The sequence below is a fragment of the Roseateles puraquae genome, from assembly GCF_002205845.1.
GTDB classification, from domain to species: Bacteria; Pseudomonadota; Gammaproteobacteria; order Burkholderiales; family Burkholderiaceae_C; genus Pelomonas; species Pelomonas puraquae.
Genome location: NZ_NISI01000003.1, coordinates 235,172 through 249,868, shown reverse-complemented (window position 1 = coordinate 249,868; position 14,697 = coordinate 235,172). Strand labels below are relative to the sequence as shown.

Sequence of the window (14,697 nt, the reverse complement as noted above, 5' to 3'; positions counted from 1 at the left end):
GCCGACAATGCCGGGGATGATTTCCCCCCGCTTCTTTGCCCTCGTGCCCGCGGCCGGCGTGGGTGAACGCTCCGGCGCCGGCCAGCCCAAGCAGTACGTCGAGATTGCCGGCCGGCCCATGCTGGCCCACACGCTGGCGGCGCTGGCCGCGGTGCCTCGCCTGGCGCAGACGCTGGTGGTGCTGTCGCCGTCCGACGACCGCTTCGAGGCCGCGCTGCCCGATTGCCGCGCCTGGGTGGCGCGGGTCGGCGGCGCCAGCCGCGCCGAGAGCGTGCTCGGCGGCCTGGCCGAGCTGCGCCGCCGCGGCGCGGAAGAAGACGACTGGGTGTTGGTGCACGACGCGGCCCGCTGCCTGCTTCAGCCGGCCTGGGTCGACGCCTTGATCGACGCCTGCCAGCACGACCCGGTCGGCGGCCTGCTCGCGCAGCCGGTGGCTGACACGCTCAAGGCCGGCGACGCCGACGCCCGCGTCACCGCCACCGTCGACCGCCGCGACAAATGGGCCGCCCAGACCCCGCAGATGTTCCGCCTCGGCCTGGTCGAGCGCGCGCTGCTGGCCCTGGGCGCCGCGGCCACCGACGAAGCCAGCGCCATCGAGGCCCTGGGCCTGGCGCCCCGGCTGGTGCGCGCGTCGATGGCCAACTTCAAGGTGACCTGGCCGGAGGATTTCGAGCTGGCGGCGCGCTGCCTCTACCAGGTCGGCCCGAGCAGCAGATAGGCCGAGGTATCCCCGCCCCGCGTGCTGCCCAGGGCCAGGAAGAACGGGCCGAAGCGGGTGTCCACGCTCAGGAAGCCGCTGACGGCCTGCTTCCAGCCCTCGCGGGGCAGGTTGGCCAGGCGCAGGCCGGCGCCCGGGCTGACGGCGCCGGTCTCCAGTGAGAAGCCCACCCGCACCGCGCCGCCCAGGCCGACCGGCATTTCGCCGATGCGGCGCGCCATCACCACGCGGGCCAGCACCATGTTCTCGCCGGTCAGCGAGCCGTCGGGTGTGCCGGACAGGCGCAGGTAGCCGCCGAGCGACCGGGTCTGGCCGCGCTCCGCGTGGGCCACCTCGCCGTAGAGCTGGCCCGCCCAGTCGCCCAGGCGGAAGGCGCCCAGGCCGAGCAGGGACGCGTTGATGACCGGGCTCTCGCCGCGTGGGCGCAGCCATTCGATGCGCGCCGTGGTCCATTGCCCGCGGCTCGGGAAGGCCAGGGAGTCCAGGGTGTCGGTGTGCAGCTCCAGATAGCTCTGGGTGTAGGACTGCGATTGCGGACCGCGCCCCGGGATCACGGGCACGACGATCTCGTTGCTGGCGCGCAGCTGGCCGACGCCCAAGCGCAGGTCGCCCAGGCCGGCGACCCGATGGCCGAGTTCAAGCTGGGCGCTGGTCAGGCTGCTCGACAGACGCAGCGCGCGCTGCCCCTGGGAGAACACATCGTTGGCCCCCGCCTCGTAGCTGAGCTTGGCGCTGGCGAACCAGCGCGAGCCCGGGCCCAGCGGTTGGTAGAACTCGGTGTTCAGGCCGCGTGCCGAGCCGATGCGGGCCACGCTGCGCAGCTCGGCGCCCCACGGGTTGAGCCAGTTGGCGACGTGCATGGCCACGAGCGAGTAGCTGCTGGCATCGGCGAAGTTGCTGTAGAGCTCCAGGCCGAGGCGGATGCGGCTCGGGGCCCAGTCGGCCTCGGTCAGCTTGAAGGCGACGTCACGGCGACCGTCGCGGTCGTCGACATCGGTCTCGATGCGGTCGAAGTCACCCATGCCGTCCAGCCGCTCGACGGCGCGGGCGAGCTCGGGGCGGCCGATGGGCGTGCCGGGCGTCAGGCCGAGTTCGGCGCGCAGCGCCTCCGCGTTGACCCGGTGCATGCCGCTGAAGCTGAGTTCGCCTAACGGCAGGGCGCCCGGCGACTCTTCCGGCAGGTTCAAACGACGCGCCTGCAGCCGGGCGGCGTCCGCCGGGGCGGCGAGCGCGGCGAGGCGCTCGCTGGCGGCGAGGGCGGCGCGGCGCCCGGTGGCCATGGCTTCATCGGCACGCTGGAAGTCCATGAAGCCCATGCCGGGCAGGTCGGGGTCGATGATGATGTCCTGCGGGCGCAGCTCGCGCAGGGAGCGCTGCACGTTCTGCTCCGTCAGGATCTGCAGCATCTGGTTGGCCACCATCACCGCGCTGGTGATCTCGCGATCTTCAAGCAGCGGCGTGCCCACGTTGACCGCGATGATGATGTCGGCGCCCAGCTGCCGCGCCAGGTCGATGGGCAGGTTGCGCACCAGGCCGCCGTCCACGCGAGGCCGGCCGTTGACGCGCAGCGGCGCAAACACGCCGGGCACCGCCATCGACGCGCGCAGGGCTTCAAAGAGCGGTGTGTCGGCCTGGTCGAGCATCGCGCCCGAGAGCAGGTCGGTGGCCACGGCGCGGAAGGGGATGGGCAGCTTGCGCAGCGGGTCGTCGGTGCGGGTGGCGGGCAGCAGGGACGACAGCGTCGCCTCCAGTTGACCATTGCCCGCCGCGCCCCCGGGCAGCATGGCGCCGCGGGCGAGGTTGAAGCCGAACTCGATACGCGAGGGCAGGCGCTCGTCGTCTTCGCGGCGGCGGATGGACAGGCGGTCACGCGCGGGGCGGTCGGCCAGGATGGCATTCCAGTTGGCGCTTTTCACCAGGGCTTCGAGCTCGTCCACGCTGCGCCCCGAGGCGTAGGCGCCGCCCACCACGGCGCCCATGCTGGTGCCGACGATCAGGTCCACCGGCACCTTCATCTCCTCCAGCACGCGCAGTACGCCGATGTGGGCCAGCCCCCGCGCGCCGCCGCCGGAGAGCACCAGGCCGATCTTGGGGCGGGCCGTGGGAGTGGGGGCCGCTGGCGCGGAGGCGGGCGGGGTCTGGGCCAGCGCCCCGATGCAGGTGATCAGGGCCAGGGTGGCAGACAAGGCGGAGGCGAGGCAGTGGAGCAGGGCGGTGCGGCGCATGGCGCGGCACCATAGCAGGGGACGTTGACCTCAGCGCAGCCCGAACTCAGCCAGGTCACCATTGCGGCGCAGCCGTTGCAGGGCCTGCCTCAACTGCTCCACCGTGGCGGCGGGCACTTCGAGGTTGCAGGCGAGATAGCCGTCATGGCGCGACGTGGTGAATAACGGCTTGAGCGCCGGCCCGCCCGCGGCGCTGGCAGCCGGCTCGGCCAGCAGCTGGTGCACATACCAATAGTCCACCCGGCCAGCCTGCAGCATGCGCAGGGCGATGGCCGGGCTGCTGACCTCCTGGGCGGGGACGCCCAGATCACGCAACTGGTTGGCCGGCACCGTCTCGCGCAGCACCACCACGGCGCGGCCCCGCAGCGCAGACAGCTCGGGCGCCAGCGCGGGGGAGTCGGGCCGGCCATAGACGATGAAATCGGCCCGGGAGATCGGCGCCACCCACTGGAAGCGGCCCTCCCGGTCTGGCGTGCGGCTCATGCCGACCACGCAGCTTTGCGGCGTCGCCTGGATGGTGTGCCAGGCGCGCGGAATGGGCAGGCTCTGGGTCTCGAAGGTCACCGCACTGGCCCGGCCGATCTTGACCAGCAGGGCGCCGCCGGGCCCTGCGATGCGTCCATCGTCCTGCACATCGAACAGCCCCGGCGCCGGGAACACCAGCAGCTTGAGTGTTGGCAGCGGCGCCGCGGTGACAGCGGTGGCCGCCGTCAGGCACAGCAGCAGGGCAGGGCGCGCGAGGCTCGACACGGGCATGGCGGTAGGTTAGCGCGGCACCGTGACCTTTGCGCCGACAATCCTGCGCATGAATGCCGCCTCCGTCCTTCCTGCCCTGCGTATCGGCGAAGGCTGGGACACCCACCAACTCGTCACCGGCCGTCCGCTCATCCTGGGCGGCATCACCATCCCGCATACCCACGGCCTGCTGGGCCACTCGGACGCCGATGCCCTGGCGCATGCCATCACCGACGCGCTGCTGGGCGCCGCCGCCCTGGGCGACATCGGCAAGCTGTTTCCCGACACGGCGGCCGAGTTCAAGGGCGCCGACTCCATGGTGCTGCTCGCCGAGGCCTACCGGCGGGTGCGCGAGGCCGGCTGGCAGCTGGTGAACCTGGACACCACCATCGTCGCCCAGGCGCCCAAGATGGCGCCGCACATCCTGGCCATGCGCGAGCGCCTGGCCGAGGTCATGGGCGTGGCCGTGGGCCAGGTCAACGTGAAGGCCAAGACGGCCGAGAAGATGGGCCCGGTGGGCGAAGGCCGCGCCATCGAGGCGCGGGCCGTGTGCCTGCTGGCTGCCCTCTGAGCCCGTTCAGCTGGCCTGCAGCTTGAGCACCGTCAGCAGGCCGCCTTCGGGCGAGTTGCTGATGGACAGCTGGCCACCCAGCCGCTGCACCGACTTCTCCACGATGGCCAAGCCAAGGCCGGCGCCACTGGCGGCGGTGCGGGCGGCGTCACCGCGGTAGAACGGCGTCGTGAGGCGCTGCAGCCGGTCGGGCGGCACGCCGGGGCCGTGGTCGCGCACGCGCAGCTCCACCCAGGAGCCCTGGCGTGTGGCGCTCACGTCCACACGCGCCGGTTCGCCGGGCTGGTGCCCGTAGCGGCGGGCGTTCTCGAAGAGGTTGAGCAGCACGCGGCCGAGCTCGGTGTCGTCCACGAAGACCTTCAGCGCCTCGCTGACCTGCACGCGGAAGCGGATCTGGTCGGGGTCGCGGAAGCCCTGGACCTCCCGCTCGACGATGTCGATGAGCTTGGTCTCGCGCAGCTGGGTCTCGTTGGGCCGCGCATAGTCCATGAACTTGCTGATGATGGCGTCGAGCTGATCGATGTCCTGCGCCATGAAGTGACGCGCCTGCTCGTCATTGACGCTCATCTCCGTTTCCAGGCGCAGCCGGGCCAACGGCGTGCGCAGGTCGTGGGAGATGCCGGCCAGCATCACCGCACGGTCTTCTTCCAGCTTGGCCAGTTCGCGCGCCATGCGGTTGAAGCCCATGTTGACCTCGCGGATCTCGCTGGTCATGGTGTTCTCGTCCAGCCGCGAGTCGTACTCGCCATCACGGATGCGGCCGGCGGCTTCCGCCAGCTCGCGCAGGGGCTGGTTGATCAGCCGCGCGATCAATGCCGAACCCACCACGGTGGCCAGCAGCGCGATGACCACCCACCACCAGTTGCTGTTCAGCGAGATGGACAGCGGCGTGGGCGTGGTCTTGAGCCAGAAGGCGTCTTCCCCCACCACGTAGCGCACCCAGAGCCCGGGCGTGTCGTTGACGCTGCGGGCCACCACGGTGTCGGGTCCGAGCGTGCTGCGCAGCTCGGATGCCAACTGGGTGGCAAAGGGGCTGGTGTCGTAGGGCAGCCAGCGGTCGCTGGTCTCGGCCACGCGCACCTGCACCGTGTCGCCGCGGGACATGGAGCTGATGACCGCGACCCGGTTGATCGGGTCGGTGTGCTCCAGCGCGATGCGGCTGAGCTTCACCAGCCCGGCGAGCTGCTCGGCGGATTCGAGCGCGCGCGGCTGGGCCTCCAGCAGCTTGAAGGTGTATTGCCAGGCCAGCACCGCACCGGCCAGCAGCAGGGCGAGCCAGGCGAAGGTGCGCCAGAAGAGGTTGAGCGCGAGTTGCGGGCGAGGCATGGATCAGTCGAGTTGTGTTCGGGCCGAGCGCCGGGCCGCCCCAAGCTGGCCCGCGGGGGGCGATGGGCCTGGCGGTTCAGCCGGCAGGCATCGCCGTGCCCACGGGGTAGCGACCCGTCTTGCCCGCCTGCAGCGGGGCAAGGCGGGGCGAGGGGCTCACGTATTCTCGTCGGGCACGAACACGTAGCCCACGCCCCACACGGTCTGGATGTAGCGCGGCTGGGCCGGGTCGGCTTCCAGCATCTTGCGCAGGCGCGAGATCTGCACGTCCAGGCTGCGGTCGAAGGGCTCGAATTCACGGCCGCGGGCGAGCTGGGCCAGCTTGTCACGCGACAGCGGCTGGCGCGGGTGGCGCACCAGGGTCTTGAGCATCGAGAACTCGCCGGTGGTCAGCGGCAGCTGCTCGCCGTTCTTGGTCAGGCGGCGCAGGGCCAGGTCAAACTCGAACGGCCCGAAGGTGACCGTCATCGGCTCCTTGCTCGGCGCACCCGGGGCTTCCGGCGGCGGGCGGCGGCGCAGCACTGCATTGATGCGGGCCAGCAGCTCGCGCGGGTTGAAGGGCTTGGCCAGGTAGTCGTCGGCGCCCACTTCGAGGCCCACGATGCGGTCCACGTCTTCCACCTTGGCGGTGAGCATGATGATGGGCGTGCTGTCGTTGGCGGCCCGCAGGCGGCGGCAGATGGTCAGGCCATCTTCGCCGGGCAGCATCAGGTCGAGCACGATGAGGTCCACCGTCTCGCGGGTCAGCTGCTTGTTCAGGGCGCGGCTGTCTTCGGCCAGCAGCACCTCGAAGCCTTCCTGCGTCAGATAACGCCGGAGCAAGTCGCGGATGCGTGCGTCGTCATCGACGACAAGAATGCGGTTGGGACGGGGTGTCGCGCTGCTGTTCATCGCGGTTCCTGAATTTGTAACAGCGCCATTGTGAGCAGGTTTGAAACCCGGTTTTGTAGGACAGGGCGCAGCGGTTACAGCTCGTTGCCAACTGGTGGGCTTAAGCTGGGCTTTCCCTCCTTGTATTGAGAGATTCCCATGCGTGACCTGCTTGCTTTGAGTTCTCTGGCCCTTGTGCTTGCCACCCCGGCGGGCGCTGACACGCTGCCGCGCGAGCGGCTCACCTTGTCCGCCAGCGCCAGCGCCGAAGTGACGCGCGACGTGCTCGGCGTCACCTTCTCCACCTCGCGCGAGGGGGCGGATGCCGGCAGCGTGCAGACCGCCCTGAAGCAGGCGCTGGACGCGGCGCTGGCCGAAGCCCGCAAGGTGGCCAAGCCGGGCCAAGTGGAGTTGCAGACGGGCAGCTTTTCGCTGTACCCGCGCAATGATCCCAAGACCGGCAAGCTCAACGGTTGGCAGGGCAGCGCGGAACTGATCGTGGAAGGACGCGACGCGGCCACCATCGCTCAGCTGACCGGGCGCATCACGAGCCTGACGATCGCCCGGGTGGGCTACAGCCTGTCTCGCGAGGCCCGTGAGAAGGCCGAGGCCGACATCACGGCCCAAGCCATCAGCCGCTACCGCACCAAGGCGGGCGACTACGCGCGCCAGTTCGGCTACGGCAGCTACGTGCTGGGTGACGTGAGCATCAGCAGCGATGAAGCCGGCCCGCAGCGCCCGATGATGATGAAGGCCATGCGCGCGGGCATGGGCGCCGATGAGGCCCTGCCGACCGAAGCCGGCAAGGCGACCGTGACGGTGAGCGTCAGCGGATCGGTGCTGCTCGCGAAGTGAAGGGGCTCAGACGGCGGTCCAGCCGCCGTCCATCGCCCAGGCCTGGCCGCGCACGTTGATGGCGGCGTCCGAGCACAGGAACACGGCGAGTGCGCCGAGCTCGGCCGGCGTGGTGAACTGCAGCGACGGCTGCTTCTCGGCCAGCAGCCGGCGCTTGGCCTCGTCGTTGTCGACGCCATCCTTGGCGGCCAGGGCGTCGACCTGCTTTTGCACCAGCGGCGTCAGCACCCAGCCCGGGCAGATGGCATTGGCCGTCACGCCGGTGGTGGCGGTTTCAAGCGCTACGCTCTTGGTGAAGCCCACCAGGCCGTGCTTGGCCGCCACATAGGCCGACTTCTGCGCCGACGCGACCAGCCCGTGGGCCGAGGCGATGTTGATGATGCGGCCCCAGCCCTTGGCCAGCATGCCCGGCAGTGCCAGGCGTGTGGTGTGGAAGGCCGAGCTGAGGTTGATGGCGATGATGGCGTCCCATTTCTCGACCGGGAAGTCCTGCACCGGCGCCACATGCTGGATGCCGGCGTTGTTGACCAGGATGTCGATGCCCCCGAACTCGGCCTGCGCATAGGCCACCATGGCGGCGATGTCGTCGGGCTTGCTCATGTCAGCGCCGTGGTAGCCGACCTTCACGCCCAGGGCCGCCACTTCGGCCTTGGGGCCGTCAGCGTCGCCGAAGCCATTGAGGATGATGCTGGCGCCCTGGCGGGCCAGTTCCAGCGCGATGCCCAGCCCGATGCCGCTGGTGGAGCCGGTAACGAGGGCGGTCTTGCCTTTCAACATGGAGGGGTCCTCTTGGGTTGCTACGATGATCCGACGTGCCCTCGGCGCCGCGCCGTGCGCGCAGGCCTGGGAGGGCTTGCGAGGATTGAACCATGACCCAGCCCCAACTCCGCCATCTCAATTGCCTGGACGCCACTGGCCTGCACCGCATGGCCTACTGGGAGTGGGCCGGCCCGGCCGCCGACGCGCCGGTGCTGGTGTGTGTGCACGGGTTGTCGCGTCAGGGGCGCGATTTCGACGCCCTGGCGAGGGCGATGTCCAGCCACTACCGTGTGATCTGCCCCGACGTGGTCGGGCGCGGTCAGTCCGACTGGCTGCGCCAGCCGGCCGGCTATCAGGTGCCGGGCTATGTGGCCGACATGGTGGCGCTGCTGGCGCGGCTGGACGTGCCCCAGGTCGACTGGGTCGGCACCTCCATGGGCGGGCTGATCGGCCTGGGCCTGGCCGCTTTGCCCCGCCCGGATGGCGTGCCCAGCCCCATCCGGCGCCTGGTGCTGAACGATGTGGGCCCGGCCATCCGCTTCGAGGCCCTGCAGCGCATCGGTACTTATCTTGGCAAGGCGCCGCGGTTTGCTTCCGTGGCCGAGGGCGCGGCCTACCTGCGCGGCATCTCGGCAGGCTTCGGCCCGCACAGCGATGAGGAATGGGTGGCGCTGTCCACGCCGATGTTTGCGGCTGACGGCGATGAATGGCGACTGCACTACGACCCCGCCATTGCGCTGCCGTTTGCGGCCATCACGCCCGAATTGGTGGCGGCGGGTGAGGCGGCGCTGTGGGCTGCCTATGACCAGTTGCGTTGCCCGACGCTGCTGATCCGCGGCGCCGACTCCGACCTGCTGACCGCCGAGACCGCGCGCGCCATGACCCAGCGCGGCCCGCACGCCCGGCTGGTGGAACTGCCCGGCGTGGGCCATGCTCCGACGCTGATCCACGATGATCAGGTGTCGATCGTGAGGGAATTTCTGAGTCCATGAAGACCGGCTTGATGGCCGAGGGCGCGGCCACCGCGCCCATCGTGGCGCTGCTGGATGCCGGCACTGCCCACTCCCAGGCCGAGGTGGTACGCGCCCGAGCCTTTGCTGAACCCCTGTTGTCGGGCGAACTGCTGGACACCGGCGAGAACGCGCTCGCCCATGCCGACGGTGTGGCCGCCATCCTGCACGGCGTCGGTGCGGCGCAGGAGCTGCAGGCAGCGGCCTACCTCGTCTATGCGGCGGACTTCCTCAACAAGCCCGAGGAAATCGTCGCCAAGGCCTTTGGCGACAGCTATGCGAGCCTCGTGACCCACACGCGGCGCCTGGTGCAACTGCAACGCGCCACGCGGGACGCGAAGCTGACGGCCGACAAGAAGACCGACCAGCGCGCCGAGCAGACCGAGCGCGTGCGCAAGATGCTGCTGGCCTTCTCGCGTGACCTGCGCGTGGTGCTGCTGCGCCTGGCGTCGCGCCTGCAGACGCTGCGCTGGCATGCCGCCAGCAAGCACCCTTGCCCGCAGGCGCTGGCCGAGGAATCGCAGGCCGTGTTCGCGCCCCTGGCCAACCGGCTCGGCATCTGGCAGATCAAGTGGGAACTGGAAGACCTGGCCTTCCGTTTTCGCGAGCCCGAGGCCTACAAGGCGCTGGCCAAGGCCCTGCACGAAAAGCGCATGGAGCGCGAGCAGGGTGTGGAGGCTGCGCGCGCCGCGGTGCAGGCCGATCTGCAGGCCCAGGGCATCAGCGCTGAGGTGCAGGGGCGCCCCAAGCACCTCTACAGCATCCACAAAAAGATGCTCGGCAAGGCGCTGCCGCTGGAGCGGGTGTTCGACCTGCGCGCGCTGCGCGTCATCGTGCCGAGCGTGGCCGACTGTTACGCGGTGCTGGCGCGGCTGCATGAGCTGTACACGCCGGTGCCTGGCGAGTTCGACGACTACATCGCCAAGCCCAAGCCCAACGGCTACCAGTCGCTGCACACCGTCGTGCTTGGGCCGGATGGCCGGGCGATGGAAGTGCAGATCCGCACGCGCGAGATGCACGAGCACGCCGAACATGGTGTGGCGGCGCACTGGGCCTACAAGGAGGCCGGCGCGCGCGGTTATGCGGGCGTGACCGCAGCGGGCGAGTTCGAGGAGCAGGTGGCGCGTGCGCGCCGCGCGGTGCTCAACCAGCTGCTCGCCTGGGAGCGCGACACCGCGCAGGCCGAAGGCGGTCCGGATTTCGACGACCGCATCTACGTGTTCACGCCGCAGGCCACCATCGTGGAGCTGGCGGCCGGCGCCACACCGGTGGACTTTGCCTACGCCGTGCACACCGACCTCGGCCACCGCTGCCGCGGCGCGCGCATCGACGGGCAGATGCTGCCGCTGAACACGCCGCTGAAGAGCGGGCAGACGGTGGAAATCATCGCGGCCAAGGAGGGCGGGCCGTCGCTGGACTGGATCAACCCGGAGCTCGGCTACCTGCAGAGCCAGCGCTCGCGGGCGAAGGTGAGGGCTTGGTTCAATGCGCTGCAGCAGGCGCAGACCATCGCCAAGGGGCGAGAGCTGGTCGAGAAGCTGCTGCAGCGCGAGGGCAAGACGGCGCTCAAGCTCGATGAACTCGCAGCGAGGCTCGGCTTCAAGGGCGCGGAGGCGCTCTTCGAGGTGGTGGGCAAGGATGAATACTCGCTGCGCAACATCGAGCTGCTGCTGCGCCCCCCCGAGCCGGTGGCCGACGAGAACGAGCTGCTCGCGCAGAAGCACACCCGCAGCGCCACGAGCGGTGCACGGGGCGGCGTGCTGGTGGTGGGCATCGACTCGCTGCTGACCACGCTGTCGCGCTGCTGCCGCCCGGCGCCGCCGGATGCCATTGAGGGTTTCGTCACGCGAGGCAAGGGCGTGGCCATCCATCGCAGCGACTGCAGCAACCTCGCCGAGATGAAGCGTCGCTCGCCCGAGCGCGTGATTGCGGTGGCATGGGGCGGCGGCGACGCGGCGTTGAAGAACGCGCCGGTCTACCCGGTGGATGTGCTCGTCGAGGCCGGTGACCGCCAGGGCCTGCTGCGCGATGTGCTGGAAGTCTTCGCGAAGGAGAAGATGAACGTGGTCGCGGTCAACACGCAGTCAATGAAGCCCGGCGCCGTGAAGCCGCGCGCGGGCGGTGGCGACACGGCGTGGATGAGCTTCACGCTGGAGCTGTCGGATGCCTCGAAGCTGGCCAAGGTGCTGCGCGAGCTCTGCGGCATCTCCGGCGTGCGTTCAGCGCGCCGGAAGTGAAATTGGACAGGCCCGAAAAATCCATGCTATAGTGCGCAGCTCTTCAGGCGCGTAGCTCAGTTGGTTAGAGCACCACCTTGACATGGTGGGGGTCGTTGGTTCGAATCCAATCGCGCCTACCAAAATTCTGAAGATTGGAAGCCCCCGAGTCAAAAGATTCGGGGGCTTTTTCTTTGCCTGCAGTCTGGCTTTGGCGCACCGAGTGGTATCCAAAGCGACACCGCCCGCGGTTCCTGGCGAACTCGCGGGCGGCGCGGCGAAGGTGGCGAGCGGGTCAACGGCGCCGATGCGCCCACCATCGCCACAGCCGGGGCACCAGCAGCACAGCGGCCAGCACCGCCAGCAGGCCCACGCTCAGCGGGCGCTCGATGAAGACGCTCCAGTGGCCGCTGCCGATCGACAGCGCGTTGCGCCCCTGCGCTTCCGCCAGCGGCCCGAGGATCATGCCCACGACCACTGGCGCCGTCGGGAAGTCGAAGCGCCGCATCACCACACCCATCAGCCCCAGGCCGAGCATCAGGAAGAGGTCGAAGGCGCTCTGGCGCATGCCGTAGACGCCGACCGTGGCGAAGATCAGGATGCCTGCATACAGCTGCGGGCGGGGGATCTTGAGCAGCTTCACCCACAGGCCCACGAGCGGCAGGTTCAGCACCAGCAGCATGACGTTGCCGATGTACAGCGAGGCGATCAGCGCCCAGACGAGCGTGGACGACGTGGTGAACAGCTGCGGCCCGGCCTGGATGCCGTAGTTCTGCAGCGCCGACAGCAGGATGGCTGCCGTCACCGAGGTCGGGATGCCCAGCGTCAGCAGCGGCACGAGGGTGGCCGTGACGGCCGCGTTGTTGGCCGCTTCGGGGCCGGCCACGCCTTCGATGGCGCCGCTGCTGCCGAACTCGGCCTTGTGCGGGCTCAGCTTGCGTTCGGTGGCATAGCTCAGGAAGGTCGGGATCTCCGAGCCGCCCGCCGGGATGGTGCCGAACGGGAAGCCGATGAAGGTGCCGCGCAGCCAGGCGGGCCAGGAGCGCTTCCACTCGGTGCGCGTCATGTGCACGCTGCTGAGCTTGTTGAGGTCTTGCGTGCTGCGACCTTCGTACAGCGCCATGTAGAGCGTCTCGCCGACCGCGAACAGGCCCACAGCGACGAGCACGGTCTCGATGCCGTCCATGAACTCCGGCACGCCGCCGGTGTAGCGCACCTGGCCGGTGATCTGGTCCAGCCCCACCAGGCCGAGCGCCAGGCCGATGAAGAGCGACGTCATGCCACGCAGGGTGCTCTTGCCCAGCACCGCGCTCACGGTGGTGAAGGCCAGCAGCATCAGCAGGAAGTACTCGGGCGGCCCGAGGGTCACGGCGAAGTCGGCCACGACCGGCGCGAACAGCGTCACCAGCACGGTGGCGATGGTGCCGGCCACGAAGGAGCCGATGGCGGCCGTGGCCAGGGCGGCGCCCGCCCGGCCGTTCTTGGCCATCTTGAAGCCTTCCAGCGCGGTCACCATCGTGCCGGTTTCTCCGGGCGTGTTCAGCAGGATGGAGGTGGTGGAGCCGCCGTACATGGCGCCGTAGTAGATGCCGGCGAAGAAGATCATCGAGGCGGTGGGCTCCACCTGCGACGTGATGGGCAGCAGCATGGCGACCGTGACCGCCGGGCCCAGGCCCGGCAGCACACCGATGCCGGTGCCGATGACGCAGCCGAGGAAGGCCCACAGCAGGTTGATGGGCGTGGCCGCCGTCGCAAAGCCGCCGAGCAGTTGATTCCAGAGGTCCATCATGGCGCAGGCCTCCTCACAACCAGCCGCTGGCCGTGAGGCCCGGCAGGTTGATGGCGAGCAGCTGGGTGAACATCCAGAACACGGGCGCGGCGATGGCCATGCCGGTGGCGCCATCGATCACCGTGCGACGCAAACCGCCGCCCGGGCGACCTTCGGCCAGGCGCAGGCCGCGTACTGCCAACCCGAAGCACAAGGCGCAGGACAGGATGAACCCGACCGTAGTGATGAGGCTGGCGTTGGCCACGATGCCCGCGATCACCCAGGCGACCGCGTGCCAGTCGGCACGCGGCGCGCCGGATGGGGCTTCCATCTCGCGGTAGCCGCCGCTGCGGGCTTCCCACACCAGCCAGGCGCCGCAGATCATCAGCACCACCGACACCAGCCAGGGCAGGGCGTTGGGCCCGACGCCGGCATAACCGGCGTCCGACGAAATGAAGGTGGCGCCGTACGCCATGACCGCGCCCACGACGAGGACGCCCGCGCCCACCAGCGCCTGGCTGGCTGCAGAAGGAGTGCTGCTCATCGCGCGCTCAGATCATGCCGGACTTGACCATGATGGCGCGCAGCGCCGCGAACTCGCGGTCGACGAACTCGTCGAACTGCGGCCCAGCCAGCAAGGCGGGCGTCCAGCCGTTCTTCTCGAGCGACTCCGCCCAGCTCTTGCTCTTGGTGGCCTGCACGACCTTGTCGGTCAGGGCCTTGCGCTGCTCAGGGGTGATGCCCGGCGGCGCATAGACGCCGCGCCAGTTGCCGATCTCGACGCTGATGCCCAGCTCCTTCAGCGTGGGCGCGTCCAGCCCCTTGATGCGCTGGGGCGAGGTGACGGCCAGGGCGCGCATCTTGCCGCTCTCCAGGTAGGGCTGGAACTCGCTGAAGCCGCTGCCACCCACGGTCACGTTGCCGCCGAGGATGGCGGCCGTGGCTTCGCCGCCGCCGCGGAAAGGCACGTAGTTGATCTTGGCCGCGTCGACGCCCACTTCGCGGGCGATCATGGCGGCGGCGATGTGCTCGGTCGAACCGCGCGAGCCACCGCCCCACTTGACGCTGCCCGGGTCTTTCTTGAGTTGCTCGATGACGTCTTTCATCGACTTGATCGGCGACGCGCCGTGCACGACGTAGACGTTGTATTCGCTGATCAGTCGCGCAATCGGGGTGGCCTGCGACAGGCTCACCGGCGGCTTGCCGGTGATGATGCCGCCCAGCATGACGGCGCCCATCACCATCAGTGCATTCGGGTCGCCCTTGCTGGCATTGACGAATTGGGCCAGGCCCAGCGCGCCAGCGGCGCCGCCCTTGTTTTCGTACTGCACGCTGCTGGCCAGGCCCGCGTCCTGCAAGGCCTTGCCGATGGCGCGGCCTGTGGTGTCCCAGCCGCCGCCTGGGTTGGCGGGGATCATCATCTTCATCGGCGCGCCACTGGCGTGGCTCGTGAGCGGCCAGCTGCCAGCGGCGGCCAGGGCTGCCAGGGACTTGAGGAAGGTGTCGCGACGCATGGGTGTCTCCGTGTGGGTCTTGTTGGACGGCGAGCCGCCGGCCTGTGCCCGCATGCTGGCGGCCGAGGCTGTCAAACCGCTGTCCGCCATCCTCGGGTAAACCTGAGGGGCGGTGGGCGGCGGTGCGGGT

Annotated in this window: 13 protein-coding genes and 1 tRNA gene; 6 read left to right on the top strand and 8 right to left on the bottom strand. The window is 69.7% G+C overall.

Annotation, left to right across the window (positions count from 1 at the left end):
• Positions 1-7: 7 nt before the first annotated feature.
• Positions 8-718: a 2-C-methyl-D-erythritol 4-phosphate cytidylyltransferase gene (gene ispD / locus CDO81_RS11065; protein ID WP_420893047.1), complete on the top strand. Its 711-nt coding sequence runs from the start codon at positions 8-10 to the stop codon at positions 716-718.
• Here the strand turns inward: ispD and CDO81_RS11060 are convergent.
• Entirely contained in the window at positions 691-2,943 is a 2,253-nt protein-coding gene (locus CDO81_RS11060) for a patatin-like phospholipase family protein (RefSeq protein WP_088483260.1), read from the bottom strand. The genes ispD and CDO81_RS11060 overlap by 28 nt on opposite strands.
• Positions 2,944-2,973: 30 nt before the next feature.
• Complete coding sequence (locus CDO81_RS11055; RefSeq protein ID WP_088483259.1) at positions 2,974-3,699, bottom strand: substrate-binding periplasmic protein; 726 nt, start codon at positions 3,697-3,699, stop codon at positions 2,974-2,976.
• Positions 3,700-3,748: 49 nt separating this feature from the next.
• On the opposite strand from CDO81_RS11055, the gene ispF reads away from it, so the two are divergent.
• On the top strand, positions 3,749-4,249 hold the full coding sequence (gene ispF, locus CDO81_RS11050) for a 2-C-methyl-D-erythritol 2,4-cyclodiphosphate synthase (RefSeq protein WP_088483258.1): 501 nt from the start codon (positions 3,749-3,751) through the stop codon (positions 4,247-4,249).
• Positions 4,250-4,255: 6 nt separating this feature from the next.
• Here the strand turns inward: ispF and CDO81_RS11045 are convergent, their stop codons facing one another.
• Positions 4,256-5,575: an ATP-binding protein gene (locus tag CDO81_RS11045; protein WP_088483257.1), complete on the bottom strand. Its 1,320-nt coding sequence runs from the start codon at positions 5,573-5,575 to the stop codon at positions 4,256-4,258.
• Between the two features lie 156 nt (positions 5,576-5,731).
• Positions 5,732-6,466 (bottom strand): osmolarity response regulator transcription factor OmpR, encoded by a 735-nt coding sequence (gene ompR / locus CDO81_RS11040; RefSeq protein WP_088483256.1) that lies wholly within the window; start codon positions 6,464-6,466, stop codon positions 5,732-5,734.
• Between the two features lie 138 nt (positions 6,467-6,604).
• Between ompR and CDO81_RS11035 the strand changes: the two genes are divergently transcribed.
• Positions 6,605-7,300: an SIMPL domain-containing protein gene (locus tag CDO81_RS11035; protein ID WP_088483255.1), complete on the top strand. Its 696-nt coding sequence runs from the start codon at positions 6,605-6,607 to the stop codon at positions 7,298-7,300.
• A gap of 6 nt (positions 7,301-7,306) precedes the next feature.
• Here CDO81_RS11035 and CDO81_RS11030 read toward each other — a convergent pair whose 3' ends face one another.
• Complete coding sequence (locus tag CDO81_RS11030; protein WP_088483254.1) at positions 7,307-8,077, bottom strand: 3-hydroxybutyrate dehydrogenase; 771 nt, start codon at positions 8,075-8,077, stop codon at positions 7,307-7,309.
• 92 nt (positions 8,078-8,169) lie between these two features.
• Here CDO81_RS11030 and CDO81_RS11025 point away from each other — a divergent pair, with 92 nt between their 5' ends.
• The 3 genes from CDO81_RS11025 (at position 8,170) to CDO81_RS11015 (ending at position 11,428) form a co-directional block, all read left to right on the top strand.
• On the top strand, positions 8,170-9,051 hold the full coding sequence (locus CDO81_RS11025) for an alpha/beta fold hydrolase (protein ID WP_088483253.1): 882 nt from the start codon (positions 8,170-8,172) through the stop codon (positions 9,049-9,051).
• Positions 9,048-11,306, top strand: coding sequence for a RelA/SpoT family protein (locus CDO81_RS11020; RefSeq protein ID WP_088483252.1), 2,259 nt, complete (start codon positions 9,048-9,050; stop codon positions 11,304-11,306). The genes CDO81_RS11025 and CDO81_RS11020 overlap by 4 nt, the downstream gene beginning before the upstream one ends.
• Positions 11,307-11,351: 45 nt before the next feature.
• Positions 11,352-11,428: transfer RNA gene (locus CDO81_RS11015), tRNA-Val, on the top strand.
• 152 nt (positions 11,429-11,580) lie between these two features.
• Here CDO81_RS11015 and CDO81_RS11010 read toward each other — a convergent pair.
• Genes CDO81_RS11010 through CDO81_RS11000 form a run of 3 tightly spaced genes read right to left on the bottom strand, consistent with a single transcriptional unit; the run spans position 11,581 to position 14,567 of the window.
• Complete coding sequence (locus CDO81_RS11010) at positions 11,581-13,071, bottom strand: tripartite tricarboxylate transporter permease (RefSeq protein ID WP_088483356.1); 1,491 nt, start codon at positions 13,069-13,071, stop codon at positions 11,581-11,583.
• Between the two features lie 16 nt (positions 13,072-13,087).
• The gene (locus CDO81_RS11005) at positions 13,088-13,597 is read right to left on the bottom strand and encodes a tripartite tricarboxylate transporter TctB family protein (RefSeq protein WP_088483251.1); all 510 of its coding nucleotides are present in this window, start codon (positions 13,595-13,597) and stop codon (positions 13,088-13,090) included.
• 7 nt (positions 13,598-13,604) lie between these two features.
• Positions 13,605-14,567 (bottom strand): Bug family tripartite tricarboxylate transporter substrate binding protein, encoded by a 963-nt coding sequence (locus tag CDO81_RS11000; RefSeq protein ID WP_088483250.1) that lies wholly within the window; start codon positions 14,565-14,567, stop codon positions 13,605-13,607.
• Between the last annotated feature and the right edge of the window lie 130 nt (positions 14,568-14,697).